Origin of the sequence: Burkholderia seminalis DSM 23518 (assembly GCF_902832885.1) — a bacterium.
GTDB lineage: Bacteria > Pseudomonadota > Gammaproteobacteria > Burkholderiales > Burkholderiaceae > Burkholderia > Burkholderia seminalis.
Genome location: NZ_CADFDK010000005.1, coordinates 18,761 through 45,288, shown reverse-complemented (window position 1 = coordinate 45,288; position 26,528 = coordinate 18,761). Strand labels below are relative to the sequence as shown.

General features: G+C 66.2%; 27 protein-coding genes, 5 tRNA genes and 1 pseudogene. 11 read left to right on the top strand and 22 right to left on the bottom strand.

Features of this window, described 5'->3' with window-relative positions; translation table 11 throughout:
- Positions 1-115: 115 nt before the first annotated feature.
- On the top strand, positions 116-1,114 hold the full coding sequence (gene waaC / locus HWX00_RS17225; RefSeq protein ID WP_034187358.1) for a lipopolysaccharide heptosyltransferase I: 999 nt from the start codon (positions 116-118) through the stop codon (positions 1,112-1,114).
- Between the two features lie 20 nt (positions 1,115-1,134).
- Here waaC and HWX00_RS17220 read toward each other — a convergent pair whose 3' ends face one another.
- From HWX00_RS17220 to rph, 9 genes are all read right to left on the bottom strand, one after another.
- Positions 1,135-1,314: a hypothetical protein gene (locus HWX00_RS17220; RefSeq protein ID WP_034187359.1), complete on the bottom strand. Its 180-nt coding sequence runs from the start codon at positions 1,312-1,314 to the stop codon at positions 1,135-1,137.
- Positions 1,315-1,418: 104 nt separating this feature from the next.
- On the bottom strand, positions 1,419-2,729 hold the full coding sequence (locus HWX00_RS17215; protein WP_059557142.1) for an MFS transporter: 1,311 nt from the start codon (positions 2,727-2,729) through the stop codon (positions 1,419-1,421).
- A 311-nt stretch (positions 2,730-3,040) separates the two neighbouring features.
- Positions 3,041-3,499, bottom strand: coding sequence for an energy transducer TonB family protein (locus HWX00_RS17210; protein WP_175027378.1), 459 nt, complete (start codon positions 3,497-3,499; stop codon positions 3,041-3,043).
- A 317-nt stretch (positions 3,500-3,816) separates the two neighbouring features.
- Complete coding sequence (locus tag HWX00_RS17205) at positions 3,817-4,110, bottom strand: hypothetical protein (RefSeq protein ID WP_034187362.1); 294 nt, start codon at positions 4,108-4,110, stop codon at positions 3,817-3,819.
- A 173-nt stretch (positions 4,111-4,283) separates the two neighbouring features.
- A complete protein-coding gene (locus tag HWX00_RS17200; RefSeq protein WP_175027375.1) occupies positions 4,284-4,679 on the bottom strand; it encodes a hypothetical protein in 396 nt (131 codons plus the stop codon).
- Between the two features lie 149 nt (positions 4,680-4,828).
- Positions 4,829-4,916, bottom strand: a tRNA-Ser gene (locus HWX00_RS17195).
- A 44-nt stretch (positions 4,917-4,960) separates the two neighbouring features.
- Positions 4,961-6,175: a radical SAM family heme chaperone HemW gene (gene hemW / locus HWX00_RS17190; RefSeq protein ID WP_034187382.1), complete on the bottom strand. Its 1,215-nt coding sequence runs from the start codon at positions 6,173-6,175 to the stop codon at positions 4,961-4,963.
- 34 nt (positions 6,176-6,209) lie between these two features.
- On the bottom strand, positions 6,210-6,854 hold the full coding sequence (gene rdgB / locus HWX00_RS17185) for an RdgB/HAM1 family non-canonical purine NTP pyrophosphatase (RefSeq protein ID WP_175027376.1): 645 nt from the start codon (positions 6,852-6,854) through the stop codon (positions 6,210-6,212).
- The gene (gene rph, locus HWX00_RS17180; RefSeq protein WP_175027377.1) at positions 6,829-7,569 is read right to left on the bottom strand and encodes a ribonuclease PH; all 741 of its coding nucleotides are present in this window, start codon (positions 7,567-7,569) and stop codon (positions 6,829-6,831) included. Before rph ends, rdgB begins: the two co-directional genes overlap by 26 nt.
- Before the next feature lie 173 nt (positions 7,570-7,742).
- Here rph and HWX00_RS17175 point away from each other — a divergent pair, with 173 nt between their 5' ends.
- The 4 genes from HWX00_RS17175 to HWX00_RS17160 all read left to right on the top strand — a co-directional run bounded on the left by HWX00_RS17175 (position 7,743) and on the right by HWX00_RS17160 (position 12,039).
- The gene (locus tag HWX00_RS17175) at positions 7,743-8,666 is read left to right on the top strand and encodes a YicC/YloC family endoribonuclease (RefSeq protein ID WP_034187384.1); all 924 of its coding nucleotides are present in this window, start codon (positions 7,743-7,745) and stop codon (positions 8,664-8,666) included.
- 6 nt (positions 8,667-8,672) lie between these two features.
- A complete protein-coding gene (gene gmk, locus HWX00_RS17170; protein WP_034187385.1) occupies positions 8,673-9,347 on the top strand; it encodes a guanylate kinase in 675 nt (224 codons plus the stop codon).
- 58 nt (positions 9,348-9,405) lie between these two features.
- Positions 9,406-9,609, top strand: coding sequence for a DNA-directed RNA polymerase subunit omega (rpoZ, locus tag HWX00_RS17165; protein WP_006025620.1), 204 nt, complete (start codon positions 9,406-9,408; stop codon positions 9,607-9,609).
- A 63-nt stretch (positions 9,610-9,672) separates the two neighbouring features.
- Positions 9,673-12,039 carry a RelA/SpoT family protein gene (locus HWX00_RS17160; RefSeq protein ID WP_049032098.1) on the top strand — a complete coding sequence of 789 codons (2,367 nt, stop codon included), beginning with the start codon at positions 9,673-9,675 and terminating at the stop codon, positions 12,037-12,039.
- Between the two features lie 152 nt (positions 12,040-12,191).
- Here the strand turns inward: HWX00_RS17160 and HWX00_RS17155 are convergent.
- From HWX00_RS17155 to HWX00_RS17145, 3 genes are all read right to left on the bottom strand, one after another.
- A tRNA-Arg gene (locus tag HWX00_RS17155) sits at positions 12,192-12,268 on the bottom strand.
- A 61-nt stretch (positions 12,269-12,329) separates the two neighbouring features.
- Positions 12,330-12,406: transfer RNA gene (locus tag HWX00_RS17150), tRNA-Arg, on the bottom strand.
- A gap of 66 nt (positions 12,407-12,472) precedes the next feature.
- A tRNA-Arg gene (locus HWX00_RS17145) sits at positions 12,473-12,549 on the bottom strand.
- Between the two features lie 128 nt (positions 12,550-12,677).
- Here HWX00_RS17145 and greB point away from each other — a divergent pair.
- Positions 12,678-13,241, top strand: coding sequence for a transcription elongation factor GreB (greB, locus tag HWX00_RS17140; protein WP_034187387.1), 564 nt, complete (start codon positions 12,678-12,680; stop codon positions 13,239-13,241).
- An 82-nt stretch (positions 13,242-13,323) separates the two neighbouring features.
- On the opposite strand, the gene HWX00_RS17135 is transcribed toward greB, so the two are convergent.
- Both HWX00_RS17135 and HWX00_RS17130 read right to left on the bottom strand, forming a co-directional pair.
- Positions 13,324-14,469, bottom strand: a complete 1,146-nt coding sequence (locus HWX00_RS17135) for a porin (protein ID WP_034187388.1) — start codon at positions 14,467-14,469, stop codon at positions 13,324-13,326.
- Positions 14,470-14,966: 497 nt separating this feature from the next.
- Positions 14,967-15,233, bottom strand: a complete 267-nt coding sequence (locus HWX00_RS17130) for a hypothetical protein (RefSeq protein WP_034187389.1) — start codon at positions 15,231-15,233, stop codon at positions 14,967-14,969.
- Positions 15,234-15,626: 393 nt separating this feature from the next.
- Here HWX00_RS17130 and HWX00_RS17125 point away from each other — a divergent pair, with 393 nt between their 5' ends.
- Together HWX00_RS17125 and HWX00_RS17120 are read left to right on the top strand one after the other, a co-directional pair.
- Entirely contained in the window at positions 15,627-15,830 is a 204-nt protein-coding gene (locus HWX00_RS17125) for a cold-shock protein (RefSeq protein WP_006476615.1), read from the top strand.
- 141 nt (positions 15,831-15,971) lie between these two features.
- A complete protein-coding gene (locus HWX00_RS17120; RefSeq protein WP_034187390.1) occupies positions 15,972-17,099 on the top strand; it encodes an exonuclease domain-containing protein in 1,128 nt (375 codons plus the stop codon).
- Positions 17,100-17,124: 25 nt separating this feature from the next.
- Here HWX00_RS17120 and HWX00_RS17115 read toward each other — a convergent pair whose 3' ends face one another.
- On the bottom strand, positions 17,125-17,718 hold the full coding sequence (locus tag HWX00_RS17115) for a chorismate mutase (protein ID WP_034187391.1): 594 nt from the start codon (positions 17,716-17,718) through the stop codon (positions 17,125-17,127).
- A gap of 223 nt (positions 17,719-17,941) precedes the next feature.
- A complete protein-coding gene (locus HWX00_RS17110) occupies positions 17,942-18,046 on the bottom strand; it encodes a chorismate mutase (protein ID WP_162484450.1) in 105 nt (34 codons plus the stop codon).
- Positions 18,047-18,286: 240 nt separating this feature from the next.
- Between HWX00_RS17110 and HWX00_RS17105 the strand changes: the two genes are divergently transcribed.
- From HWX00_RS17105 to HWX00_RS17095, 3 genes and pseudogenes are all read left to right on the top strand, one after another.
- Positions 18,287-18,676 carry a DUF2946 domain-containing protein gene (locus tag HWX00_RS17105; RefSeq protein WP_034187392.1) on the top strand — a complete coding sequence of 130 codons (390 nt, stop codon included), beginning with the start codon at positions 18,287-18,289 and terminating at the stop codon, positions 18,674-18,676.
- Between the two features lie 124 nt (positions 18,677-18,800).
- Positions 18,801-21,140, top strand: a complete 2,340-nt coding sequence (locus HWX00_RS17100; protein WP_175868129.1) for a TonB-dependent receptor — start codon at positions 18,801-18,803, stop codon at positions 21,138-21,140.
- Between the two features lie 63 nt (positions 21,141-21,203).
- A pseudogene (locus tag HWX00_RS17095) lies at positions 21,204-21,463 on the top strand (TlpA family protein disulfide reductase); the annotation flags it as partial.
- Between the two features lie 79 nt (positions 21,464-21,542).
- On the opposite strand, the gene HWX00_RS17090 reads toward HWX00_RS17095, so the two are convergent.
- From HWX00_RS17090 to HWX00_RS17065, 6 genes are all read right to left on the bottom strand, one after another.
- Complete coding sequence (locus tag HWX00_RS17090; RefSeq protein ID WP_034187394.1) at positions 21,543-21,797, bottom strand: GlsB/YeaQ/YmgE family stress response membrane protein; 255 nt, start codon at positions 21,795-21,797, stop codon at positions 21,543-21,545.
- A 236-nt stretch (positions 21,798-22,033) separates the two neighbouring features.
- Positions 22,034-22,255, bottom strand: coding sequence for a hypothetical protein (locus HWX00_RS17085; protein WP_175029300.1), 222 nt, complete (start codon positions 22,253-22,255; stop codon positions 22,034-22,036).
- Positions 22,252-23,991 carry an FAD-dependent oxidoreductase gene (locus HWX00_RS17080; RefSeq protein ID WP_175029301.1) on the bottom strand — a complete coding sequence of 580 codons (1,740 nt, stop codon included), beginning with the start codon at positions 23,989-23,991 and terminating at the stop codon, positions 22,252-22,254. Before HWX00_RS17080 ends, HWX00_RS17085 begins: the two co-directional genes overlap by 4 nt.
- A 155-nt stretch (positions 23,992-24,146) precedes the next feature.
- On the bottom strand, positions 24,147-24,956 hold the full coding sequence (locus HWX00_RS17075; RefSeq protein ID WP_175029302.1) for a helix-turn-helix transcriptional regulator: 810 nt from the start codon (positions 24,954-24,956) through the stop codon (positions 24,147-24,149).
- 170 nt (positions 24,957-25,126) lie between these two features.
- Positions 25,127-25,202, bottom strand: a tRNA-Thr gene (locus HWX00_RS17070).
- Between the two features lie 206 nt (positions 25,203-25,408).
- On the bottom strand, positions 25,409-26,422 hold the full coding sequence (locus HWX00_RS17065; protein ID WP_006485729.1) for a class 1 fructose-bisphosphatase: 1,014 nt from the start codon (positions 26,420-26,422) through the stop codon (positions 25,409-25,411).
- Positions 26,423-26,528: the final 106 nt, after the last annotated feature.

Sequence of the window (26,528 nt, the reverse complement as noted above, 5' to 3'; positions counted from 1 at the left end):
GGGTGACAATGTTTTGCAAGGTTGTAGCATTTCGTTGCAAATGTAATCAGGAAGTAATGTCCGCGACGGGCATCCGTCGTTAGCATCCCCAAATGGCTGGCTCTTTCCCGCAAACGTGAAACGCATCCTCATCGTGAAAGTGACGTCGCTCGGCGACGTCGTCCAGACGCTCCCTGTCGTCGCGGACCTGCATCGTGCCTTTCCCGGTGTGGCGGTCGACTGGGCCGTGGACGAATCGTGTGCCGAGGTCGTGCGCTGGCATCCGGGCGTGAGCGCCGTGCTGTGCGCGCCGCTGCGTCGCTTCAAGAAGCTGCGGAACGTCGGCGACCTGAAGGCGATCTCGGCGTCGATCGGCGCGTTGCGCGCGCATCGCTACGATGCGGTCATCGATCTGCACGGGGTCTACAAGAGCGCGATCATCTCGGCGCTGGCACGCGCCGCGCGCCGTGTCGGCTACCAGACGCAGGATCTCGGCGAAGCGGGCGCGCGCTTCGCGTATTCGCATCGTTTCGGCCCGCGGCCGGATTGCGACGCGTGGCACGGGATGCGCGTGAGCGCCGGCGAGGCGCTCGGCTACCGGCCCGAAGGCATCGCGTCATACGGCATCGTTCCGCCGCAGGACGCGAACCTGCCGCCGGCCGTGACCGACGGCGGACCGTTCATGCTGCTGTTCCATGCGACGTCGAATCCCGACAAGAAATGGCCGGCCGACCATTGGGCCGCGCTGGCCACGCAGATGATGGCGAGCGGTGTGCGGGTGCTGTTGCCGTGGGGATCGAGCGCCGAGCGTGACGATGCGCAGGACATCGCCGCGCGCGCGCCGGGCGCGATCGTGTTACCGGCGATGACGGTGCGCGAACTTGGTGCGGCGCTCGGCCGGGCCGCGCTGGTGGTGGGGGTCGATACGGGGTTCGTCCATATGGCGCACGCGCTGCGGCGGCCGACCGTGATGATTTTCGTCGCGACGTCGCGCCACCATTGCGGGATCGGCGGTGCGCCGAACGCGCTGTCGATCGGCGAGCCCGGCGCGATGCCGTCCGTCGACGAGGCGCTGGATGCGATCGATGCGGTCGCCCCTGCCTATGGAGCGCAGCGCGCGCGACTGACCGCCTGAAAGCCGGGCCGCCGGCCGGTTCAGGCCAGCAGCGCCTCGACCGTGATGACGGCGGCGACAGCCGCCAGATTCGCCAGCAGCGCCTCGAACACGAGGCCGCGCCACGTCTTCGGCCGGAACCGCAGCGCCAGCAGCAGCGCGCCACCCAGCGCGAGTGCGAGGATCAGGACGAGATCGGCATTGCCGAGGCGGATGGTCATGGCGGCGGCTCCTTTCGGGGCGGGATCCCCGGGCGCGCAACGGCGCGCCCAGGATCGAGTATAGGCAGCGCCTGCCGCCGCGCAACCCGGGTCGCCCCGGAGGCTCAGACGAGCGATGCGTCGCGCGTTTCGCGCATCAGCAGCACGCCGATCAGGCTGATCGCCGCCGCGATCGACACGTAGCCGCCAACCCACGACAGCCCGCCGCGCGCCGCCAGCAGCTGCGCGATATATGGCGCGATCGACGCACCGAGGATCCCGCCGAGGTTGTATGCCACGCCCGCGCCCGTATAGCGGACGTTGGTCGGGAACAACTCCGGCAGCAGCGCGCCCATCGGTGCGAACGTCACGCCCATCAGGAACAGTTCGATCGTCAGGAACAGCGCGACGAGCGGCATCGAGCCGCTGCCGAGCAGCGGCTCCATCGCGAAACCCGACAGCAGCGCGGCGATCGCACCGGCGATCAGCACCGGCTTGCGGCCAAAGCGGTCCGACGCCCAGGCGGACAGCGGCGTCGCGAGCCCCATGAACACGACGGCAAGGCACAGCAGCCCGAGGAAGCTCTGACGCGGAATATGCAACGCCGTCACGCCGTACGACAGCGAGAACACCGTCGAGATATAGAACAGCGTATAGCAGACGACCATCGCGAGCGCGCCGAGCAGCGTCGGCTGCCAGTGTTGCGTGACGAGCGTCGCGACCGGCACGCGCACGCGTTCGTTGCGCTCGAGCGCGGCCTGGAACGCGGGCGTCTCGGTGATCTTCAGCCGCACGTACAGGCCGAGCGCGACGAGCACCGCGCTGACGAGGAACGGAATGCGCCAGCCCCAGCTGCGGAACTGCTCGTCGGACAGCGACAGCGCGAGCGCGAAGAACAGACCGTTCGACATCAGGAAGCCGACCGACGGCCCGAGTTGCGGGAACATCCCGAACCAGCCGCGCTTGCCCCGCGGCGCGTGCTCGGTCGCGAGCAGCGCCGCGCCGCCCCATTCGCCGCCGAGGCCGATGCCCTGGCCGAAGCGCAGCACGCACAGCAGCACCGGCGCGAGCGTGCCGATCGCGTCGTAGCCGGGCACGAAGCCGATCGCGGTGGTCGACACGCCCATCACGAGCAGCGACGCGACGAGCGTCGACTTGCGGCCGATGCGGTCGCCGAAGTGCCCGAACAGGAACGAGCCGATCGGGCGGGCAATGAACGCGATGCCGAACGTGACGAACGCGGACAGCGCCTGTGCGGTCGCGGAACCATGCGGGAAGAATACGGGGCCGATGACGAGCGCGGCGGCCGTTGCGTACACATAGAAATCGTAGAACTCGATCGCGGTGCCGATGAAGCTCGCGAACACGATGCGCCGGTGGCTGACGGCGCCGGCCGAACCGGTTGCGTGAGCAACGGTCGGGGGGGATGCGGACATGGATGTCTCCGTTTTGTCGTTGGGGCGGTCGGCCGGGGGTGCGGCCGGACAGGCGGGCGCCTGCCGGGTGCGGCCGAGCGGATGATGCGGGTGCTGCGGATGACGCGAGGGCGGCGTGGACGCGCGCCGTGACGCGGACGTCACCCGCCGGTCGACGATGGAGACGGGTAGGTCGCCGCCGCCCGGTGCCGGCGTGGTCGGCTCGCGTGCCGGGTGGAGCGCGCGAACGCGCGCGCGGCGTGATGGCCGCGCGGGTGCGGAAAATTATAGCCAGCGCCGCCGCAGGCCGGCAATCGCGCGGCGGCGGCGCGTCAGTCGATCGATTGCGCCTGCGCGGACGCCGTGCTTTGCAGCTGGAAGTGGCCGTCGTCGTTGAAGAGCCAGCCTTCCATCAGTTCGAGCCGGCCGTTGCCGTCGAGCAGCCGCGACGGCGGCGCCGGCAGCGGCGTCGAGCGGCGCAGCGATGCGAGGGCGAGCGCTTCGGCCTCGCTGTCGCCGTTGCTGCGATAGACGGACGCGTTGACGAGACGGCCACTGCCGTCGACGGTGAAGGACACGACGACGAGCGATCGGAGCATCGCCTGCGGCGTGCCGCGCAGCATGCCGGACGGATTGCGCTCGGCGACGCGGTGCGCGACTTCGACGCGATACTGGTCGAGGTTGCCGCTGCGGACGATCGACGGAATCGTCAGCACCGAGTGTAGCGACGAAGGGGGCGTGATCGTGCACGCGGCAAGCAGGGCGGCGACGGTCAGCGCGGCAACACGCAGCCGGGCGACGCGCGGACGGAGAGGGGGGGCGCATGAGGTGACGGCCGGAAGGGACTATAAAAAAATGATAGGCGTCCCGGCGCGAGACGATATGGGGAGAAACGCATAGCGCGCGAGGCCGGACACTGTGATCGCCGATGATGACGGCCGGGCGGCCGCATCGCGCATCGCGATGTAACGCGACGCGTGGCGGCTGCGTGCGTGGCGCAAGGTTGAAAGGCACGGCACGCCGCGATCGTCCGGCCGGGCATGACGGCCCGGCGGTGCGCACCGCGGCCAGCCGGCCGCGCGATCGCCCGCGAGGCCTTTCACCGGGTTCAGAAGCCGTGCGTGACGAGCGACAGTACCGACAGGTCGGGGTGCGTGCCGTCGATGATGCTCTTGCCGATGTGCACGGCTTCATGGACGGCCTCGTCGACGGTCGCGAAGCTTTCCTCGCCATCCGCGTGAAACGCCACGGCATGGCCGGGCAGCGCGGGGTTCGCGCCCGGATGGCACACGTAGCCGGTGTAGGTATGGCGCGTGTCGCTGCCGGGCGCGGCGGCCGGCACGACATGGATCTCGAAGCCTTCGTAATCGACGGGTTGCGTCGCGCTCGACAGTTCGGTCATGGCGATCTCCGTGTGCCGCGCGCAGGGGTGGCGCGTGCGGCATCGAGTACGCGGCGGCGGTCGTGTCGCCGTGTTGAACGAATTCTAGGTGATCGCGGGGCGGGCCGGGAGGCTTCCGGCGCGGCATTCGGGCACGTTCCGTCCCGATTGGAAGCGGCGCGTGCGAGGCGGCGTCATGGCTTGCAGCGCGCATCCTTGCGCTGCACGACGATGATCACCGGGTATTTCTGGCCGTGGTCGAGTTCCACGCGCGCGACGACGGTGAGCGTCGTCGGATCGGAATCGTCGTACACGCTGACCTGTTCGTTGCGCAGGTAGGTGACGCCGGTGCAATTGGACGTGCGTCCGTCGTCCGACACCTTGCACTGAAGATCGTTGTCCTTCAGGTAGTTGTACGGTGCCGGGCTCGCGAGGTATTCGCTCAGGCCGCGCGGCGAACCGCCGACGCCGCTGACGGTTGCGATCGCGCACGATGCCTGCGCGCCGCTGCCGGACGCGGTGTCGGCGGCCGCATGCGTGCTGACGGCGGCCAGCATGGCGACGAGCGACGAGACGATGAGGGGCTTCATGAAGTGGGTTTCCCGTTTCGCGAATCGGAGCGCGGGATTGTAACGGCATCCGGCGCGACGCGTCGGAACGTGAGGAGCACGCACGCACGGGCAAACCGCCAAACAAAAACCCCGTCATTCGATGAATGGACGGGGTTGGGCGAACTTCCTGGCGGAAGCGGTGAGATTCGAACTCACGGACAGTTTCCCGTCGCCGGTTTTCAAGACCGGTGCCTTAAACCGCTCGGCCACGCTTCCACACGAGGCGGCATTGTAACCGAAATGCCGCCGCGTTCATCCCGTCAATCGTCACGCAGGAACAATTCCTGCAGGTCGTTGAGAAAACGCTGGCCGAGCGGTGTCGGCGCGATCTGCGCGAAATCGCGCGCGATCAGCCCGCGTCGCTCCGCTTCCTGCAGCGCCGGCTCGATCGTGCTCATCGGCAGGCCCGTGCGCTCCGCGAAACTGTGCACGGGGAAGCCCTCGACGAGCCGCAGCGTGTTCAGCATGAACTCGAACGGCAGGTCGCGGGCGCCGACTTCGCGCTCTTCCTGCACGGCCGTGCCGGCCTTCGCCTGCTCGATGAAGGTCGCCGGATGCTTGTAGCGCGCCTGCCGCAGGATCCGGTTCGGGAACGACAGCTTCGTGTGCGCGCCCGCGCCGATCCCGAGGTAGTCGCCGAAGCGCCAGTAGTTCAGGTTGTGCTTGCACTGATGATTCGGCTTCGCATACGCGGACACCTCATAGCGTCCGTAGCCGGCCTCGGCCGTGCGTGCGTGGATCCACTCCTGCATGTCGGCCGACGCGTCGTCGTCGGGGACGACGGGCGGGAACTTCGCGAACAGCGTGTTCGGCTCGAGCGTCAGGTGATACAGCGACAGATGCGGCGGCGCGAACGACAGCGCGGTCTCGATGTCGGTGCGGCATTCGTCGAGCGTCTGGTTCGGCAGCGCGAACATCAGGTCGAGGTTGAAGTTGTCGAAGTTCTTCGCGGCGATCTCGACGGCCGCGCGCGCCTGCGCGGTATCGTGAATCCGGCCGAGCGCCTTCAGGTGCGTTTCGTTGAAGCTCTGGATGCCGACCGACAGGCGGTTCACGCCGCTCGCGCGGAACTGCGCGAACTTCGCGGCCTCGAACGTGCCCGGATTCGCCTCGAGCGTGATCTCGGCATCGGCGTCGAGCGGCAGCAGCGCGCGCACGTCGGACAGCATCCGGTCGAGGCCGGCCGCCGACAGCAGGCTCGGCGTGCCGCCGCCGATGAACACGGTATGCACCTGCCGCCCCCACACGAGCGGCAGCGCCTGCTCGAGATCGGCACGCAGCGCATCGAGGTACTCGGTTTCCGGGAATCGTTCGCCTTTCCATTCGTGCGAGTTGAAATCGCAATACGGGCACTTGCGCACGCACCACGGGAAATGCACGTACAGCGCGAGCGGCGGCAGCGACGTGAGCCGCACCTGGCCGGGCGACGTGAAGGTCGCGACGACGCGCGCGCCGGTTTGCGCGGCCTGGCTCATGCAACCCCCTGCGGCGAACGGGTAACGGGCATGCTCATGCTTCCTCCGCGAGCCGCGCCAGCAGCGCCTTCAGCGCCAGCGCGCGATGGCTGTGCGTGTTCTTCACGGCCGGATCGAGTTCCGCGGCCGTCGCGCCGAGCGCCGGCAGGTAGAAATACGGGTCGTAGCCGAATCCGTGCTCGCCGCGCGGCGTATCGACGATCTCGCCGGCCCAGCGCCCTTCGGCGAACAGCGGCTCGGGATCGTCCGCGTGGCGCACGAGCGCGAGCACGCAGCAATAGTATGCGCGCCGGTCGTCGACCCCGCGCAGCTGCTCGACGAGATACGCGTTGTTCGCCGCGTCGCCCTTGTCGCGGCCCGCACGCTGCGCGTAACGTGCCGAATAGACGCCCGGCGCACCGCGCAGCACGCGCACGCACAGGCCCGAATCGTCGGCGATCGCCGGCAGCCCGGTGAGCCGCGACGCGTGACGCGCCTTCGTCAGCGCATTCTCGATGAACGTGCCGAACGGCTCTTCCGCTTCGGGCACGGCGAGATCGCCCTGCGGGACGATCTCGATGCCGACCGTCGCGAACAGCGCGGTGAATTCGCGCAGCTTGCCCGGGTTGTTCGACGCGAGGACGATGCGCGACAGCGGCGCGAGGGTGCGATCGTCAGGCATGGCCGGCGCCCAGGACATCCTTCTGCAGCTGCACGAGCTCGGCGATGCCGCCCTGCGCGAGGTCGAGCAGCGCATTCATCTCGGCGCGCGAGAACGGCATGCCCTCGGCCGTGCCCTGGACTTCGACGAAGCCGCCGGCGCCCGTCATCACGACGTTCATGTCGGTGTCGCACTGCGAATCTTCCGCGTAGTCCAGGTCGAGCACCGGCGCGCCTTCGTATACGCCGACCGAGATCGCGGCGACGTGGTCGGTGATCGGCGAGCGCGCGAGCTTGCCGGCCGCGATCAGCGTCGACACGGCATCGTGCGCGGCGACGAAGGCGCCGGTGATGCTCGCGGTGCGCGTGCCGCCGTCGGCCTGGATCACGTCGCAGTCGATGTGGATCGTGCGCGGGCCGAGCGCCTCGAGATCGAACACCGCGCGCAGCGCGCGGCCGATCAGGCGCTGAATTTCCTGCGTGCGGCCGGTCTGCTTGCCGCGCGCGGCTTCACGGTCGCTGCGCGTGTGCGTCGCGCGCGGCAGCATCCCGTATTCGGCGGTCAGCCAGCCTTGCCCGCGCTCGCGCAGGAACTCGGGCACGCGTTCGGAGACGCTCGCGGTGCAGAGCACCTTGGTGTCGCCGAATTCGACCAGCACCGAGCCTTCGGCGTGTTTCGTGTAGTGGCGCGTGAGGGCGACCTTGCGCAGTGCGTCGGCGCGGCGGCCGCTCGGGCGGGAAACGGAAGACGTCATGGGGAAATCGCGGAAGGAGAGGAAACCCCGATTTTAGCGCCGAACGGCGGGCTTGCCCGGCGGGGTGGTCCGCAAAAATGGGATAATGCGCGCTTCCCGCCCCGCGTTTTCCGATGCGCCGGGCGCTTCGACACATCCCCGCCCGCGAGGGCACCCAGACGGCGAGACGAACCATGATCTACAGCATGACGGGCTACGCGAGCGCGACGCGCGAACTCGCGACGGCCACCGGCAACGGCGGCACCAGCGTGTCGGTCGAACTGCGCACCGTGAACTCGCGCTTCCTCGACCTCAATTTCCGGATGCCGGACGACGTGCGCGCGTGCGAGCCCGCGCTGCGCGAAATGCTGATGAACAAGCTGTCGCGCGGCAAGGTCGACGTGCGCATCAACCTGCAGCGCGGCGAACAGAGCATCGGCGCGGGCGCGCTGAACCAGTCGGCGCTCGGCCAGCTTGCCGATCTCGAGCGTGCGGTGCTCGATTCGTTCCCGGGCGTCGGCCGCCTGCGCGCGGGCGAGATCCTGCGCTGGCCGGGCGTGCTCGCCGAAAGCGGCGTGTCGGCGGAAGCGATTCGCGACGCGGTGCTCGCGTGCGGCAAGGAAGCGATCGGCGAGCTCGTCGTCGTGCGTTCGCGCGAAGGCGCGCAACTGGCGACGATGCTGCTGTCGAACGTCACCGAGATGGAAGCGATCGTCGCGCGCATCACGCCGCTCGTGCCGGAGCTGATCGCCAAGCATCAGCAGAAGATCGTCGAGCGCCTGCAGGAAGCGCTCGGCCTCGCGGCGCCCGAAGGCGGCGCGACGATCGTCACGCGCGAGGAAGCCGCGGAACGCATCCGTCAGGAAGTGACGATGTACGGGATCCGGATCGACATCGCGGAAGAGCTGTCGCGGCTTACCGCGCACCTGAACGAAACGCGTCATGTGATCGAGAAGGGCGGCCGTGTCGGCAAGCGCCTCGACTTCATGATGCAGGAACTGAATCGCGAAGCGAACACGCTCGGCTCGAAGGCGGCGGCGAAGGAACTGGCCGACGCGTCGATGGCGCTCAAGCTGTTGATCGAGCAGATGCGCGAGCAAGTGCAAAACCTGGAGTAACGCAACATGATCCACCCCACTCACGACACGCATACGCTTCACGCGGGTGTCTACCCCGGCAACCTGTTCATGGTCATTGCGCCGTCGGGCGCCGGCAAGTCGACGCTCGTGAATGCGCTGCTGTCGAAGGACCGCGACATCTGCCTGTCGATCTCGTACACGACGCGCAAGCCGCGCCCGAACGAACAGGACGGCCAGCATTACCACTTCACGACCGTCGAGGATTTCCGCGCGCGTCACGCGGCGCATGAATTCCTCGAGAGCGCGGAAGTGCACGGCAACTATTACGGCACGTCGCGCGTCTGGATCGAAGAGCAGATGAAGAGCGGCCACGACGTGCTGCTCGAGATCGACTGGCAGGGCGCGTTGCAGGTGAAGAAGCAGTTCCGCAACGCGGTCGGCATCTTCATCCTGCCGCCGTCGCTCGATGCGCTCGAGGAGCGGCTGAAGAAGCGCGGCCAGGACGAACCGAACGTGATCACGCGGCGCCTGCTGGCTGCCGGCAGCGAGATCGCGCACGCGTCGGAAGCGGAATACGTGGTGATCAACGAGAATTTCGAGCGTGCGCTCGCGGAGCTCGAATGCATCGTCGCCGCGACGCGCCTGCGCTTTGCTTCGCAGTACGCGCGACACACGGAGCTGTTCATCGAGCTCGGCATCCATCTGCCCCACGCGGAATGACGCGGGGGACGAGGGACATAAGGTAGAATAAGGACTATATTCAGAAGGAATTACCAACATGGCTCGCATTACCGTCGAAGACTGCCTGAAGCAAATCCCGAACCGCTTCGAACTGGCGCTCGCCGCCACCTACCGCGCGCGGCAGCTCGCGCAAGGCCATACGCCGAAGATCGAAAGCCGCGACAAGCCGACCGTCGTCGCGCTGCGCGAAATCGCTGCCGGCCAGGTCGGCGTCGAGATGCTGAAGAAGGTGCCGGTGTAACGCGCATCCGGCCCGTTCCAGCCATGTAATCCACGCGCGCAACGACTCGACCTGGAGGCGAATATGAGCACCACCCCATCGTCCGCCTCCGCGGATTCGACCACCGAAGCCACGGCCCAGTCGCCTGCGCGCCAGTACATCGACGCGGTCCTCGAACAGTCCTTCCGGCATCTGTTCGGGCCGACCGCCACTCCGGAGCAGCCGCGCAAGCACGGTGTCGTTTCGATCGCGAAACTGACCACCGTGCTGGCCGAGTATCTCGCCCCGGACGAAATCAAAGAGGTCAAGGCGGCGTTCCACTTCAGCGACGAAGCCCACCTCGGTCAATATCGCCAGAGCGGCGAGCCCTACATCACCCATCCCGTCGCCGTCGCGGAAATCTGCGCCGGCTGGAAGCTCGACGCGCAGGCCGTGATGGCCGCGCTGCTGCACGACGTGATGGAAGACCAGGGCGTGACCAAGAACGAGCTGGCCGAGCGGTTCGGTCCGAAGGTCGCCGAGCTGGTCGACGGCCTGTCGAAGCTCGACAAGATGGAATTCCGCAGCCGCGAGGAAGCGCAGGCGGAAAACTTCCGCAAGATGCTGCTCGCGATGGCGCGCGACGTGCGCGTCATTCTCGTCAAGCTCGCCGATCGCCTGCACAACATGCGCACGCTCGGCGCGGTGCCGATGGAAAAGCGCCGCCGCGTCGCGCGCGAAACGCTCGACATCTACGCGCCGATTGCCCATCGGCTCGGGTTGAACAACACGTATCGCGAGCTGCAGGACATGAGCTTCGCGAACTTCAACCCGCATCGCTACGCGACGCTCGAGAAAGCCGTGAAGGCCGCGCGCGGCAACCGCCGCGAAGTGATCAGCAAGATCCTCGAGGCCGCGCAGCGCGCGATGGCCGACGCGAAGATCGACGCCGAGATCACCGGCCGCGAGAAAACCATCTACAGCGTCTACCGCAAGATGCGCGACAAGCAGCTGTCGTTCTCGCAGGTGCTCGACGTGTACGGTTTCCGCGTGGTCGTCGACAGTCCGCTCGACTGCTACACGTGCATCGGCGCATTGCATGCGCTGTACAAGCCCGTGCCCGGCAAGTTCAAGGACTACATCGCGATCCCGAAGATCAACGGCTATCAGTCGCTGCACACGACGCTCGTCGGCCCGTTCGGCGCGCCGATCGAGTTCCAGGTGCGCACGCGCAAGATGCACGAGATCGCCGAGGCCGGGGTCGCCGCGCACTGGCTGTACAAGAACGGCAGCGCCGATCTCAGCGACGTGCAGAAGCGCGCGCACCAGTGGCTGAAGTCGCTGCTCGACATCCAGAGCGAAGCCGGCGATTCGAGCGAATTCCTCGAGCACGTGAAGATCGACCTGTTCCCCGACGCGGTCTACGTGTTCACCCCGAAGTCGAAGATCATGGCGCTGCCGCGCGGCGCGACGGCACTCGATTTCGCGTATTCGATCCACAGCGATCTCGGCAACCAGTGCGTGGCCGTGAAGATCAACAACGAGCTGCTGCCGCTGCGCACCGAGCTGAAGAGCGGCGACATCGTCGAGGTGATCACCGCGCCGTATTCGAAGCCGAATCCCGCGTGGCTCGGTTTCGTGCGTACCGGCAAGGCGCGTTCGGCGATCCGCCACTACCTGAAGACGATGCGCCTGAACGAGTCCGTCCAGCTGGGCGAGCGGCTCGTCGACCAGAGCCTGAAGGGTTATGGTCTTGCACTGGCCGACGTCGCGCCGGAAGTGTGGGAGAAGCTCGTGCAGTGGACGGGCAACAAGAGCCGTCAGGAAATTTTCGCGGACATCGGCCTGGGCCGCCGCGTCGCCGCGGTGATGGCCAAGCGCATCGAGGTGCTGATGAGCGGCCGCGACGCGGACGACGATCTGCCGAAGTCCGAGCGGCATGCCGCGCACCATGCGCCGCCGGTCGTGATCACCGGCACCGAGGGGATGTCCGTGCAGTTGTCGGCCTGCTGCCGGCCGATTCCGGGCGACGCGATCATGGGTTACATCGGCATCGGCCTGGGGATGGCGATTCATACGACCGATTGCCGTGTCGCGCAGCGTATCCATCGCCGCGATCCGGGCCGCTGGATCGATGTCGAATGGGCGCCGCAGCCGGGCCGCCTGTTCGATGTCGCGGTGAAGGCGCTCGTGAAGAACACGAAGGGCATCTTCGCGCGTGTTGCGGCGGACATCACGTCGGCCGACGCGAACATCGTGCATATCGCGATGGACGAGGATCTGACGCACGAATCGACGGTGCTGCGCTTCGTGATCCAGGTCAGCGACCGTGTGCACCTCGCGAACGTGATGCGGCGCGTGCGCACCAATCCGGACGTGATGCGGATCATGCGCGAGCGTTCGACCGACGACGGAGCGCATGCGCGCCACGACGGCGGCATGCGCATCGAGCGCGAGCGGCAGGATTACTGACGCGCTCGGTGTGCGGGCGATCGATCGACGGACGGCGGCCAATGGCCGCCGTTTTCATGCCGGCAGCGGTATGAACCTGCGGCAACGCGCGCGAGGGAAGAGGGGCGGCGGAAAAGAAAAAAGGGCTTTCCCGAAGGAAAGCCCTTTTAAGGTGGCGCGGCTGGCAGGATTCGAACCCACGACCCCTTGGTTCGTAGCCAAGTACTCTATCCAACTGAGCTACAGCCGCACGCAAAACGGTACTGCTTCAACTGTCGGAACCTTCTGCGATGGGAAGGCCCCCAAAAAAGTGGCGCGGCTGGCAGGATTCGAACCCACGACCCCTTGGTTCGTAGCCAAGTACTCTATCCAACTGAGCTACAGCCGCACGCAAAACAAAACTTCTACTGCTTCGAACTGAAAGGGCCTTCGGTTGGGAAGGCCCTCGAAAAAGTGGCGCGGCTGGCAGGATTCGAACCCACGACCCCTTGGTTCGTAGCCAAGTACTCTATCCAACTGAGCTACAGCCGCACGCAGAAGCGAAATTATAGCAGGGTTGTATAAAAAGGGAAGCCTTATTCGCGAATTAGGCGGCATGGCCTTCGCGGCGGCCCTTCGTGTACCCTTGGAGCATCAGTCATCCACGTTGAACCCGCATCATGAACAAGGCGTTTGTCAAAGAGTCGGACGGTGACGACGACGATCTCGACCAGGCTCAACCCGCGATTCCGGCGGGGGCGAAGAACTACATCACGCCGGCCGGCCACAAGCGGCTGAGGGACGAGCTGCTGAACCTGATCGACGTCGAGCGCCCCGAGGTCGTGCGGCTCGTGTCGTGGGCCGCGTCGAACGGCGACCGGTCGGAGAACGGCGACTACATCTACGGCAAGCGGCGGCTGCGCGAGATCGATCGCCGCATTCGCTTCCTGACGAAGCGGCTCGACCTCGCCGAAGTCGTCGACGCGAGCCGGCAGGAGAATGTCGACCAGGTGTTCTTCGGCGCAACGGTCGATTACGAGACGCCGGATGGCGTGGATCACACGATCACGATCGTCGGGATCGACGAGGTCGATCTCGACCATGGCTGCGTCAGCTGGATCTCGCCGGTCGCACGTGCGCTGATCAAGGCGAAGATCGGCGATACCGTCACGCTGATGACGCCGGCCGGCCCGCAGCCGATCGACATACTCGACGTCCGCTATCCGGCGCAGGGCACCGCCTGAGCCACGGCCCGCGCGCACGGCGCGGCAACGAAAAAGCGCCCCGGCGGGGCGCTTCGTCATCCGGCTTGCGGGCGGGTTTCGCTCAGAAGCGGTGGCGCATGCCGGCCGTGACCGCGATCTGCTTGTTGGTCGAGGAGGCGGCGCCGAGCCCGTTGATGTTGGCACCGAGGTCGAGGCCGTCGTTGTTGACCTTCTGGAACTCACCCTGCAGATAGACGTCGGTGCGCTTCGACAGCGCATAGTCGGCCTGCAGGTTGAACTGGTGCCAGGTCGGCTTGTCGCCGGCCAGGCGCCCCTGCGTGTACGTGTACGAGCCGGCGAGCGACAGGGCCGGCGTCAACGCGTAACGGCCGTTGACTTCATAGTTGCTGAAGCGCGCGGTGCCGCCGAGGCCCGTGATGCCGCCGGACACGCCGGATTGCCCCGCGCTGATCGCGCGAATGCCGGTCAGACGCGTCTGCGTGAACACGAAGCCGACCGTGGCGGGGCCGAAGCCGTAATTCAGGCCGGCCCCCCAGGTGCGCTGCACGCGCGACGCGAAGGTCCAGTCGCCGGTCACCGCGCCCGGATCGGATGCGGCCTGCGCGAGCGCGTTCACGTCGCTGTTCAGCTGCAAGTAGGCCGCGGCGAAGTTGAACCCCAGGTAGCTGTACGACACGCCGCCGCTATAGGCGCGGTTGTTCGCGAACGCCGTCGAGTTCGAGAACCCGTACAACGCGCCGAACTTGAGGCCGCCGTAGTTCGCGCTCTGGTACTTGACCGAATTGTTGATCCGGAACGAATTGTTCAGGTTGTCGTTGTCGAACGGGTGCGCGAACTGCGTGCCGCCATATTGCGTGCCGGTCAGCGACAGCGGCCCGAGGTAGTCGACGACGCTGTCGTATTGCCGGCCCAGTGTCAGCGAACCGTAGCTGTCGTGCGCGAGGCCGACGAACGCTTGCCGACCGAACTCGCGGCCGTTCTGCTTCAGCGCGCCGTTGTTGATGCCGAAACCGTTTTCCAGTGTGAAGATCGCTTTCAGGCCGCCGCCGAGATCCTCGGTGCCGCGCAAGCCCCACCGGCTGCCGTTGACCGAGCCGCTCGTTTCCTGCCAGGCGCTGTGACCGCCCTGATTGTTCGTGTAGGTGATGCCGGCGTCGATCAGGCCGTATAGCGTCACGCTGCTTTGTGCGTGTGCGGCGGTAACGAATACACCCGACAACGCGGTGACGATCAGGGTTTTTTTCATGGATCTGTCTCCAAACAGGATGATGTCGATCGAACCTGCTGCCGGACCGGGCTGATGTGCGTGACGCTGTGACCGGCAGAGCGGCGGTGCGCTTGTCAGAAAGCCATCTGCAGTGTGCGGAGTGCGTGAAGCGGAGGAGGGTGACGCTTTAAGCAATAATGTATTTTGGAATCCGCAAAGATCGTGGGATGCGCGTAAACGGTTGCACATCAAGGGTTTGCGGCGGTGCAGCGAAGAAAAATGGCGTTCAGGACTCCGTAACGGGCGTTGCGCGATCGCGACACCTGGTCAGCGGCCGGCGAGGGAGGCCGTAGCGCGATTATTGACACATCGGCAATAGAGGTTTGTGTGGAGCATGGCTAATGAAAGGTTGTTCTCTTGCTATACTGCGATCTCTGCTTTCCGAAGCAGACTTTTTCGTTGACGGAAAAGATCTCCAAACCTTTGTCGGCGCGACTTCCCAGTCGCGCTTTTTTTTTGCCCCGCCGGTCCGTGCGCTACTGCGCGTACGAGCGCCGCTTGCGCTTGGGCGCAGGCGCGGCTTCCTCGGCATCGGTCGGCGGCGGTGTATAGGTCCAGTCTTCCATCACGTAGTGACGGGCATCCAGTGGCGAGGCGAGCAGGTTCTGCCAGTGGTCGCCGTGCCAGGTCGTATCGAATTCGGTGTCGCACGGCGCTTCGCGCGCGGACTCGGCCAGGGCGCGGGACTTGCGGCGTACGCGTCCGAGCCGGCTCGCGAAGCGCTTGATTCCGTCCAGCCACATGACCCTCTCCTTCCTGTCGGCGTGGTGTCAGCATCTCAACGTCCCCGGATTTTCGCAACCCGGAAAAAACCCGAGGGATTTACCGAGCTGATTTGTCCCCGGTAGGAATTTCATCGTCGGGATTACCGCCGATCCGTTCCCGGTAATATTGACAGGTTTTTGATGCGAATCAATTAATCAAAGGCGGTGGTGTACCGATTCCAGTGGTATTAGCGCTTTTTCGATAAAACTAACGTCAAAAATCTTCTTGACGCACCCGGATTGTCCAATTTATAAAGTCAGCACTCCGTCCTCGGGCGGCGTGCTGGTGCGGGTGCTGGCGCAATGTTTCGGGATTTCGGGAAACGGCTATAAAAATAGCTTTTTTGATCTAATCGAGTGGGGAACGAAGACATGGATACCGGTATCGTGAAATGGTTTAACGATGCTAAAGGTTTTGGTTTTATTACGTCGGACAATGGTGGTGAAGATTTGTTTGCGCACTTTTCCGAAATCCGGATGGACGGCTTCAAGACGCTGAAGGAAAACCAGCGTGTTTCGTTCGACGTCAAAGTCGGGCCGAAAGGCAAGCAGGCAGCGAATATCCAGGCGGTCTGACGCGCCACGCATTGCCGATCACGTCCGGCCCCCGCATCGCGGGGGCTTTTTGTTTTCCGGGGACGAATCGCTTCGGTCCGCGCTGGCCGTGGCCATGCTTGCCGGTGCATACTCACGGAAGCATCGTTTTCCTGTCTTTTCATGTCTGATTCTCGTCCGTCCGATCCCGCCAGCGAACAACCGCTCGTCTTCGTCGACCTCGAAACCACCGGCGGCTCGCCCGCCGAGCACCGCATCACCGAAATCGGCGTGGTCGAAATCGGTCCGCTTGGCGTGTCGACGTGGACGAGCCTCGTCAATCCCGAGCAGGCGATTCCGCCGTTCATCCAGCAACTGACGGGCATTTCGGATGCGATGGTGCGCGACGCGCCGTCGTTCGCGTCGCTCGCGCCGGCGCTGTTCGAGCGGCTCGACGGCAAGCTGTTCGTCGCGCACAACGCGAGTTTCGATCGCGGTTTCCTGCGCGCCGAATTCGAGCGCGCCGGCTTGGCGTTCAATCCCGATGTGCTGTGTACGGTCCGGCTGTCGCGCGCGCTGTTCCCGCGCGAATCGCGGCACGGGCTCGACGCGTTGATCGAGCGGCACGGTCTCGTTCCGGCTGCGCGCCACCGCGCGCTGGCGGATGCCGATCTGCTGTGGCAGTTCTGGCGCCAGTTGCACGACATCGTGCCGCTCGAGCGGTTGCGCGACCAGATCGCGCGCACGACGCGCCACTTCCGCCTGGGCGGCGATCTGACCGAGGCGTGGCTCGACACCGCGCCTGCCGGCTGCGGCGCCTATGCGTTGTTCGGGGAGGGCGACGCGCCGCTGTATGTGGGCCGAAGCGTGAGGGTGCGGCAGCGGCTGCGCGCGCTGCTGACCGGCGAGCGCCGTTCGTCGAAGGAGATGCGGCTGGCCCAGCAGGTGCGGCGCGTCGAATGGCGCGAGACCGGCAACGAACTGGGCGCGATGCTGGCGGAAGCGCAATGGATCGCCCAACTGCGGCCGTCGTACAACCGGCGCCCCGCGGCCGATGGCGTGCGTGGCGGCAATGCGCACTGGCCGTTCGACGGCGCCGTTGCGTTCGAGGCGAACGGCGAGCGCCGCCTGTTGCATGTGATCGACGGCTGGCGCTACCTCGGCACGGCCGAATCGCTCGATGCGGCCGCGCGGCTCGCCGCCGAGGCGGCGGACGGCACGTTCGAACCCTTTACCCATCGCCTGCTGCAGACGCATCTCGCGCGCGGGCTGCAACTGATTCCGCTCGCCGCGCTCACGCCGGCAGGTTGAGGGGGGGCGCGCGGCGCCGGCCGCGTCAGCCGATCGCGCTGGCGCCGCCGGCCGAGCAGACGTGCGACAGCGCGGTGTCGAGTGCCTGTGTCTGCTTCGAATCGTAGCGCGTCAGCGTTTTCCAGTTCGTGATGCTGCGCGCGAGGCGTGCCTGGCAATCGGGCGCATTGCGCAGCGGCGCGACCTGCGCGAGGCCCGCGAGCATTTTCTGCGTCAGCTGGTCGAGCGCCGGGCGCGTGCTGGTCGCGAGGTCGGGCGGTGTGCCCTCGGGCGGCCGCGTCGTGCGCCAGGTCGCGAACAGTGCGTTCTGCACGTCCTTGCTCGCGGTGATCTGGTCCTCGAAGAACGTCCGTGCGAATGCCGGATCGACGCCGGCTTGCGTCGCGCGCTTTTCGACCGACGCAAGCAGGGCTGCTTCGCGCGGCGGGTCCTCGATCGCCTTCTGATTCGCCCACTTCCACCGCGCGACCGGTTCGGCGAGCGCGAGGCGTTGCGACGCGAGTGCGACGAGGTTGGTGAGCGCGGTGTCGTCGCCGTCGGCGCGGGCAATGTGAGGCGACGAAAAGAGGGCGACACCGAGCGCGGCGACAGCGACGCTGGCACGAATGGCTTGCTTCATCGGAATGATCGGAGGAGCCGGGCGGACCGGAGGTGGAAAACCAGAAGGATAGACGAAGACAGTCGCGCGGCGTAGCGACGCGACAGAAGAATCAGCAGGCGAGCTGATCCGGCACCGTCAGGCTGTTGCGGCCCGGGTGCGAGGCGAATGGCGCGCGATGCGCAGTGATGAACCGCACGATAGCGATGATCGACACGTGGCGGTTACAGAACCGGACAGGCGTTCACTTCGGCGAGTACAGCTTGTGCTGCTCGTCGAAGAATGCCCGCACGTGCTCGGGCAATTCGGCGAGGAATTCCACGCCGACGGGTTCCGGATCCGGGCTCATCACTTGCTCGGGCGGTGGCATGCGAGTGGGTCTTTCGTCCATGGTCATTTCTCCAGCAGGTTCGATGATTATCAACCTCGTGCTTGGATTTATGCCAGTGGCGAATCGTTAGATTTTGTCTCTGTTGTATTAACGGCACATGCGCTGCGGCGCGAGGTGTGATGGCCGCTATTGCCTCCTGCGCATTCAGCAACAATCGGGTCGCTTGTTATACTTGCGCGCACTTTTTCCTGGACCGCGATGAGACGAACGACGCGATGGATCGGCCTCGTATGGCTGGCGCTGGTACTGAACGTACTGTCGCCCGTCGTCGGCTACGCGCGTCTTGCGTCGAGCGGGTCGGGCGCGCTCACGCTCGAGTTGTGCAGTGCAGCGGGCGCGCGCCAGGTCGTGCTCGCCCAAGCGGGCGACGACCGCGACACGTCGTCGTTCGACCATGCCGGCGTGCCGCACTGCGTGTACTGCCCGGGCTTCGCGGCGAACCTCGCGCTCGGCACGCGCCTGCCCGACATGCCGGGCTTCGTGCGGACGTTCGCGTATCGCGTGGCCGCGCCGGCCGTTCCCGATTTTCCCCGCAAGCGCATTCGTCTCGCGCAGCCGCGGGCCCCGCCTGAAAACGTCCCGATCTGATTGATGTCGTGCGCGCCCCGGCGGCGCGCGTGCCGTCCGCGGCCCGGTCCGCGCGCCGCGTCGTGCGTGCGCGGCGCGCGCGCGTGCCCGGCGGTGTCCGATCACGTTTTCAGGAATTCACTTCATGTCGTTTACCCACGTCGCGCGGTTGCCGCGCGGCCGGCTCGCGCTCGCATGCGCGGCCGCTTTTGCGTGGCCCGCCGCGCACGCCGCATCGGCGGTCGATGCGCCCGCCGATGCGGTCCCCGGCGGTGTCGAGCGCCCGGCCAGCGCCGCCGTGCCGCCGGCACCGTCCGGCGGCACGCTGACCGCCGTCAGCGTGACCGCCCAGCGGCAGCCGGTCGATCCGGATACGCCGGCCGTCGTCACGTCGATCACGCGCGAGCAGATCGAGTCGCATACCAACGTCACCACCGAGGACGCGCTGAAGTACGCGCCGAACCTGATGGTCCGCAAGCGCTATATCGGCGACCGCAACAGCGTGTTCGCGGGCCGCGACTTCAACGAGCTGCAGAGCGCGCGCGGGCTCGTGTACGCGGACGGTGTGCTGCTGTCGAACCTGCTCGGGTCGAGTTATGCGTACCCGCCGCGCTGGTCGCTGATTCCGCCTGACGACATCGCGCGCGTCGACGTGCTCTACGGCCCCTTTTCCGCGCTGTATCCCGGCAACGCGATCGGCTCGACGGTGCTGCTCACGACGCGACGGCCGGACGAGCTCGAGGCGTCGCTGTCGACGCAATTCTTCACGCAGCGCTATCACGACGGCTACGGATTCGCGAACAGCTTCGGCGGCAATCATCAGACCGCGCGGATCGCCGACCGCGTCGGCCGGTTCTGGTTCGCGCTGTCGCTCGACCGGCTCGAGAACAACGGTCAGCCGATGCAGTATGCGAGTCCCAATTCGGCCTACACCCCGAAGCTGGGCACCGCCGTACCCGTCACGGGTGCCGCGACCGACATCGGGCCGAACGGCAAGCCGCGGACGATCGTCGGCGCGCAGACGATCGAGCGGACCGAGCAGCTCAACGAGACGGTCCGGATGGGCTACGCGTTCACCGACCGCGTCGATGCGACGCTCACGCTCGGGCATTGGGAGAACCATTACCGGCAGCACGGCGAAACCTTCCTGCGCGACGCGGCCGGCAACCCGGTCTACGGCGGCAACGTGTCGATCGGCGGGCGGAACATGACCGTCGCGCCGAACGCGTTCGCGCCGCAACGCGGCGACCAGGAGAACTGGCTGTACGCGCTGGGCCTGAACGGCCGGCTCGATTCGGGTTGGCGGCTGTCGGGCGTCGTGTCCGCGTACGACGTGTCGCGCGACGTGCTGCGCGCGGCCTCGACCGTGCAGGGCGGGGCGGGCACGCTGTTCCAGGGCGACGGCACCGGCTGGCGCACGCTCGACCTGAAGGCCGAGGCGCCGGCAGTGAAGGGCCACACGTTCACGTTCGGTTACCACTACGACAACTACTTCCTGCGCAACGTCACGTACAACACGGCCGACTGGCTCGCCGGGCCGACCACGTCGCTCGCGAGCGTCTATCGCGGCGACACGCGCACGCAGGCGCTGTTCGGGCAGGATGCGTGGCGCTTCGCGCCGGGCTGGCTCGCGACGCTCGGGTTGCGCTACGAGCGCTGGGATGCTTACGGCGGCGCGCTCGGCAACGCGGGCGGCACGCTCGGTTATGCGGATCGCAGCGCGAACGCGCTGTCGCCGAAGGTTGCGCTGCAATGGGACGCGACGGACGTGTGGCGCTTCCGGCTGTCGTTCGCGACCGGCACGCGGTTCCCGACCGTCGGCGAGCTGTTCCAGGGCACGATCTCGAACAATGCGATCGTCAACAACAACCCGAACCTGCGGCCGGAAAAGGCGATCGACTGGGACTTCACGGCCGAGCGCGACGTCGGTGTCGGCGTCGTGCGTGCGAGCGTGTTCCAGAGCGACCTGCGCGATTCGATCTACAGCCAGACGACCGTGTCGGGCGCGACGACCGTCACCAACGTCTCGAACGTCGACCGCGTGCGCGTACGCGGTGTCGAGCTCGCGTTCAGCGGCGAGAACGTCGGGCTGAGGGGGCTCGCGATCGACGCGAACGTATCGGCCAGCAATGCGCAGATCCTCGCCGATGCCGCGAATCCTGCCTACGTCGGCTCGCGCTTCCCGCGCATTCCGCGCATGCGCGCGAACCTGCTGGCGTCCTATCGCTTCGACGAGCACTGGCTCGCGAGCGTCGGCGTGCGCTACTCGGGCCGCCAGTTCAACACGCTCGACAACAGCGATGTGAATCCGGACGTGTACGGCGGCACGAGCTCGTTTACGGTCGTCGACCTGAAGGCGCGCTATCGCCTCGATCGTCACTGGACCGCATCGCTCGGCATCGACAACCTGACGGATCGCCGCTACTACGTGTTCCATCCGTATCCGGGCCGTACCTTCTACGGAGAACTGAAATGGTCGCTGTGAAGTCGTTCGCGGCGTTGTCTCCGGCGGGTGCGACGTGTTCCATTCGCGCATCGGGTCGCATGACAGCGCCTTCATCCGGACGGGTAGCTCGCGATGGTCGTGATGGATGCGTACGACGACAACGGTGCGGCGCTCGCGTAAGCGCTCGCGCGGCATGCACACGCGGAACCGGTGCCCGAGCGTTTGCGCGCGGCACTGGATGCGGGATGGCGGGGGACATGCCGCGCACCGTGTGGATCGGGCGCGATCGTGCACGCGAAGCGCGCAGCGGGGTGTTGACGACCGACGTGCTCGACGGCGAGTTGCAGCACGCGAAGCGGTGATCGAACGGGCGGCGCGCGGCAAACGGGCCGCGCGCCGGCCTGATGCGAAAACGCGCCCGAAGGCGCGTGGAGAGAAGCGTCAGGCCGCTCGTTTGAATAGCCGGATCACGAACAGCAGGATCACCGCACCGACGACCGCGACGATCACCGAGCCGATGAAGCCGCTGCCGACGCTGATGCCGAGTACTCCGGCGAGCCAGCCGCCGATCACCGCGCCGACGATCCCGACGATGATGTCGACGATCAGTCCGAAGCCGCCGCCTTTCACGAGCAGCCCGGCAAGCCAGCCGGCGATCGCGCCGATGATGAGCCACATAATCAAGCCATGAGTCATGGTGGTCCTCTCCTTGGGTTGAGTCGAAATGACCGGGCAACGGCTGTCGTGTGCCGCAAGCTGGATGAAAGCGGCATGCGACCCGCCGCGCCGCCCACGCAATGTAACGCGATAGACGGGTCAGGATCGTTAAGTAATGTTATGCACCCTTAAGCGGATTTTCCAGGGGAATTCGTCTGGCTGCGACGCGTCATGAAATGAATATGTAAGAAATGGGTGGGGACGGACCTGGCCGGTCAGACGTCCCGCTGTCCGCGTGCCGCCACCGGAACGTTTGCATCGGGCAGCCCTTCGCCAGCATCGGCGATCAGTCGTGCGACGATCGCGGGATCGGCTATCGTCTCAATCGACAGGAGTGCGAAGCGGGCGAGAAAAAGCGGTGCGTCGGTTTCACCGATCCGCGTCATCGTGCGGCACAGGTCGGTGTAGAGCGTGTCGCGTTCGATATCCGTGATCATGCGGTCTCCTGAAGGTCGGTCTCGGTTGACGTGGGCGGGTGGAGCGCGCGTTCGAGCGCGGCGGCGAGATCGTCGGCGCGCGCGTCGTGCCAGCGGCCGAGTACGTGCCCGTCCGGTCGCACGAGATAGACGGTGCCGTCGCGTGCGCAGTACAGGTCGAACAGCCGGCCGTCGTCGTCATGGCCGGCGCAGGCCGGGTGTCGCGGCCCCGCCTGGCGTGCGAGCGTGACGAGCGTGAACGGCACGTGCGCGTCCTGCACGCGCCGCTCGAGTTCGGCGAGCGACGGATCGGGCACGCCATCGCGCGTGAAGCAGAACGCGGTGAAGCGCGGCGCGACGAGATCGGTCAGGTGGCCGCTGCGCGTGCCGCCGCCGAGTGGCGCGTACAGCGTCAGCGGACATTCGACGAGTACCGTGCCGGGCGCCGGGCCGGCCGCGAACGTGTCGCGCTCGGCGGCATTCAGCGGCGACTTCGCATACGCGATAGCCGATGTCTGGCGCGGGTTGATCAGCGAACGCAGTGCCGGATGCCGGCGCGCGAGCGTCAGCACGGCCTTTCGCATCAGTTCGAAGGCAAACGACGGCGGCGCCATGAACTCGGTGCTCTTCGTGCCGTAACGCAGATTCTCGTGCGTCGCGAACACGCGTTCGTCCGAGTAACTGTCGAGCAGTGCGTCCGACGCGATGCCGCGCAGCACGTACGCGAGTTTCCACGCGAGGTTGTCGGCATCGTCGATGCCCGAATTCGCGCCGCGCACGCCGAAGATCGGCACGAGGTGCGCGGCGTCGCCGCAGAACAGCACGCGGTCGTGCCGGTAGCGTTCGAGCGTCAGTGCGTTCGCCTTGTAGATCGTGATCCAGATCGGCGACCATGGGCCGCGCTCGCCCATCATGTCGAGCAGGTTCTGCACGCGGGGGATCACGTGCTCGGGCTTCACGGCCGCGTCGGCATCCTCGTCGTCGCGCAACTGGTAGTCGATCCGCCACACGTTGTCGGGCTGCTTGTGGACGAGCACCGTCGAGCCCGGGTTCGACGACGGATCGAAGTACGCGAGGCGCTCGGTCGGCCGGTTGCTGTCGAGCGCGATGTCGACGATCACATAGCGGCCCTCGTAGCGCGTGCCGCGGAGCGACAGACCGAGCGCGTCGCGCATCGTGCTGCGTCCGCCGTCGCATGCGACGACCCAGTCGGCGTCGAGCGCGTAGCCGCCGAGCGGCGTGTCGACGTCCAGGCGTACGCCGTCCGGTTGTCGCGTGACGCCGGTGACCTTCGTCTGCCAGCGGATCTCGATGAAATCGGCGCGGCGTCGCGCGGCGTCCAGCAGGAACTGCTCGATGTGATACTGCGCGAGGTTCACCATCGGCGGCAGCTTCTGGTTCTCGTCTTGCGGCATCGTGAAGTGCAGCACTTCGTCGTCGCGATGGAAACTGCGTCCGCCGGTCCATGGCAGCCCGGTGCGCAGGAAATCGTCGAGCGCGCCGAGCCGTTCGATGATCTCGAGGCTGCGGCGCGAAATGCAGATCGCGCGGCTGCCGTGACAGACCGAATCGTCGGCTTCGATCAACACGCTGCGAATGCCGTGATTCGCGAGGCCGAGCGCGACGGCGAGGCCCACGGGGCCGCCGCCGACGATCGCGACGCGATGCCGGTGCGTATCGATGCCGTCGACGCAGTCCGGCAGATGCGTGGAATGGCGCGCGGCGACGAACGGATAGGGTTTGAACGCGATGATCATCGTTGGCTTCCACGGTGGTCTGACTCGACGTGCGCGCATCGGCGATGCGATGGGGCAACGGGTCGATGCAGTATGGAAGCCGGGCGTGTCGCCGTTGTCCCCATTTCGGGTACGGCGGGCGTGGCGGCGCTACGTTCGTCGCGAACCGAAACGGGTCAGGGCTGCATGCACAGCGCAAACAGTTCGCGCTGGCTCGAAATGCCGAGGCGCCGATACGCGCGCTTCTGATAGGTGACGACGCTCGATGCCTTCACGCCGATCGTCTCGCCGATCTCGCGCGCGGTCTGGCCTTCGAGCATGCCGCGCAGCACGTCGAGTTCGCGCTTGGACAGGTCGGGGCACGCATGGCGCAATCGCGCGAGCATCCGTTGCGGGATGCCGACCTGCGTCGCGCCGGCGAGTGCGTAGTGATGCTTCGCCGCCTGCGCGATCAGCGGCGCGAGCGTTTCGATCGCCGCGATCTCGCGCGGCTGGAACGCGCCGCTGCGATGGGCGCGGTACAGGTTGATCGACAGCCACGTCGCATCGTCGGGCTGCACCAGCAGCGCCAGCCGGTCGGATACGTCGGGGCCGCGATAGCATGCCGCGCGATACGCTTCGTGAGCGATCTCGTCGCCCGCTTGCTGATGCAGCAGCAGGTCGTGGCGGTGCGTGCCGCGATGGGCGGCCGATACGATCGGCTGGTTGCCGTCGAGTGCGTAGAAGTGCCGTGCGTAGGTGTCGGCGACGTCGCGCAGGTAGCGGCCGCCGCGATGATCGGCAACCGACATCGTGCGCGGGCGATTGCCGAATTCGTACGCGAAGATCGTGCACTGCGTGATCGACAGCGCAGCGTCGAACAGCTTCAGGACTTCGGCTGCGAACGCGTTCGCCTCGTGGCCGCCGATCGCGGCGACGAGACGCGTCGCGCGGGAGATATCCAGCTGCGCGTTGAGAGTCGGTCGCTCGAGACGCCAGGTGCGCATGAGGCGGGGAAGAGGGCGGAGTGGTCCGGCGATTGTAATCGGCGGCACGCGGTGCGTGAGTCGGGGGATGCCCGCAAGCGGGGCGGATACGGATACCGGATGGGCGCACGATTTCGGCGCCGGAAAAGAGAAAAGGCCTGACAAGCGATACTTGTCAGGCCTTTATGTCTTGGTGCCGGAGATAGGAGTCGAACCTACGACCTTCGCATTACGAATGCGCTGCTCTACCAACTGAGCTACACCGGCAGCAGAGAAATGAAATTATATGGTCAAATCCGAGATCTTGGCAATAGGTTTTGCGAACTTTTTTTCAGCTTGCTGCTGCTGTTTCGCGAAACCCTCGATCCGGCGGACTGCCCGCTTTCACTTCACTGTGATGCGACCGGTCAGGGCCACATCAAGAGGCGAGATTGTACTTGCGCATCACGCCTCCGTCCAGTGCTGCAGTGCAATTATTTTGCTTCGTCGTGATAGCCGGTGACGCGCTCGACTTCGTTCTTCGAGCCGAGGAACACGGGCACGCGCTGGTGCAGGCCCGTCGGCTGCACTTCCATGATGCGCTGCGTGCCGGTCGTCGCGGCGCCGCCCGCCTGTTCGACGATGAACGACATCGGGTTCGCTTCGTACATCAGGCGCAGCTTGCCCGGACGATCGGGCGTGCGCTTGTCCGCCGGGTACATGAAGATGCCGCCGCGGTTCAGGATCCGGTGCACGTCGGCAACCATCGAGGCGATCCAGCGCATGTTGAAGTTGTCGCCGCGCGGGCCGTCCTTGCCGGCGTTCAGTTCGTCGACGTAGCGCTTGACCGGGTCGTACCAGTGGCGCGCGTTCGACGCGTTGATCGCGTATTCGCGTGTGTCGGCCGGGATCTGCATGTTGCTTTGCGTGAGCACCCACGAGCCGACTTCGCGGTCGAGCGTGAAGCAGTTCACGCCGTTGCCGGTCGTCAGCACGAACACCGTCTGCGGGCCGTAGACGGCGTAGCCGGCCGCAACCTGCTGCGTGCCGGGTTGCAGGAACGATTCTTCGGTCGCCTGCTTGCCGTCCGGGCAGCGCAGCACCGAGAAGATCGTGCCGATCGACACGTTCACGTCGATGTTCGACGAGCCGTCGAGCGGATCGAACACGAGCAGGTATTCGCCGCGCGGGTAGTTCGCCGGGATCGGGAAGAACGTTTCCATTTCTTCCGATGCCATCGCGGCGAGGTTGCCGCCCCACTCGTTTGCGTCGAGCAGGATTTCGTTCGACAGGATGTCGAGCTTTTTCTGCACCTCACCCTGGACGTTCTCGCTGCCGGCGGTGCCGAGCGCTTCACCGAGCGCGCCCTTCGACACGTTGTAGCTGATCGCCTTGCACGCGCGTGCGACGACTTCGATCAGCAGGCGCAGGTCGGCGGGAAGGTTGTTGGTCTCACGTTGCTGTTCGATCAGGAACTTCGACAGCGTGGTGCGGCGGGCAATGGACATGACAGACTCCGAAAGGCCAAAGAATCCTTGAATGGCCGCAATTTTACCTGTCGCGCTTCCCGCGCCGCCGGCTTTTTTCGTCCGGTTACATCGCCGGGCGGCCGAG

Coding starts and splice junctions, on each gene's coding strand:
- HWX00_RS17220 (WP_034187359.1), bottom strand. CDS start 1,314: ATGACCATCCGCCTCGGCAATGCCGATCTCGTCCTGATCCTCGCACTC.
- HWX00_RS17215 (WP_059557142.1), bottom strand. CDS start 2,729: ATGTCCGCATCCCCCCCGACCGTTGCTCACGCAACCGGTTCGGCCGGC.
- HWX00_RS17205 (WP_034187362.1), bottom strand. CDS start 4,110: ATGACCGAACTGTCGAGCGCGACGCAACCCGTCGATTACGAAGGCTTC.
- HWX00_RS17200 (WP_175027375.1), bottom strand. CDS start 4,679: ATGAAGCCCCTCATCGTCTCGTCGCTCGTCGCCATGCTGGCCGCCGTC.
- hemW (WP_034187382.1), bottom strand. CDS start 6,175: ATGAGCCAGGCCGCGCAAACCGGCGCGCGCGTCGTCGCGACCTTCACG.
- rdgB (WP_175027376.1), bottom strand. CDS start 6,854: ATGTCCTGGGCGCCGGCCATGCCTGACGATCGCACCCTCGCGCCGCTG.
- rph (WP_175027377.1), bottom strand. CDS start 7,569: ATGACGTCTTCCGTTTCCCGCCCGAGCGGCCGCCGCGCCGACGCACTG.
- HWX00_RS17175 (WP_034187384.1), top strand. CDS start 7,743: ATGATCTACAGCATGACGGGCTACGCGAGCGCGACGCGCGAACTCGCG.
- gmk (WP_034187385.1), top strand. CDS start 8,673: ATGATCCACCCCACTCACGACACGCATACGCTTCACGCGGGTGTCTAC.
- rpoZ (WP_006025620.1), top strand. CDS start 9,406: ATGGCTCGCATTACCGTCGAAGACTGCCTGAAGCAAATCCCGAACCGC.
- HWX00_RS17160 (WP_049032098.1), top strand. CDS start 9,673: ATGAGCACCACCCCATCGTCCGCCTCCGCGGATTCGACCACCGAAGCC.
- greB (WP_034187387.1), top strand. CDS start 12,678: ATGAACAAGGCGTTTGTCAAAGAGTCGGACGGTGACGACGACGATCTC.
- HWX00_RS17135 (WP_034187388.1), bottom strand. CDS start 14,469: ATGAAAAAAACCCTGATCGTCACCGCGTTGTCGGGTGTATTCGTTACC.
- HWX00_RS17130 (WP_034187389.1), bottom strand. CDS start 15,233: ATGTGGCTGGACGGAATCAAGCGCTTCGCGAGCCGGCTCGGACGCGTA.
- HWX00_RS17125 (WP_006476615.1), top strand. CDS start 15,627: ATGGATACCGGTATCGTGAAATGGTTTAACGATGCTAAAGGTTTTGGT.
- HWX00_RS17120 (WP_034187390.1), top strand. CDS start 15,972: ATGTCTGATTCTCGTCCGTCCGATCCCGCCAGCGAACAACCGCTCGTC.
- HWX00_RS17115 (WP_034187391.1), bottom strand. CDS start 17,718: ATGAAGCAAGCCATTCGTGCCAGCGTCGCTGTCGCCGCGCTCGGTGTC.
- HWX00_RS17110 (WP_162484450.1), bottom strand. CDS start 18,046: ATGAGCCCGGATCCGGAACCCGTCGGCGTGGAATTCCTCGCCGAATTG.
- HWX00_RS17105 (WP_034187392.1), top strand. CDS start 18,287: ATGAGACGAACGACGCGATGGATCGGCCTCGTATGGCTGGCGCTGGTA.
- HWX00_RS17100 (WP_175868129.1), top strand. CDS start 18,801: ATGTCGTTTACCCACGTCGCGCGGTTGCCGCGCGGCCGGCTCGCGCTC.
- HWX00_RS17090 (WP_034187394.1), bottom strand. CDS start 21,797: ATGACTCATGGCTTGATTATGTGGCTCATCATCGGCGCGATCGCCGGC.
- HWX00_RS17085 (WP_175029300.1), bottom strand. CDS start 22,255: ATGATCACGGATATCGAACGCGACACGCTCTACACCGACCTGTGCCGC.
- HWX00_RS17080 (WP_175029301.1), bottom strand. CDS start 23,991: ATGATCATCGCGTTCAAACCCTATCCGTTCGTCGCCGCGCGCCATTCC.
- HWX00_RS17075 (WP_175029302.1), bottom strand. CDS start 24,956: ATGCGCACCTGGCGTCTCGAGCGACCGACTCTCAACGCGCAGCTGGAT.
- HWX00_RS17065 (WP_006485729.1), bottom strand. CDS start 26,422: ATGTCCATTGCCCGCCGCACCACGCTGTCGAAGTTCCTGATCGAACAG.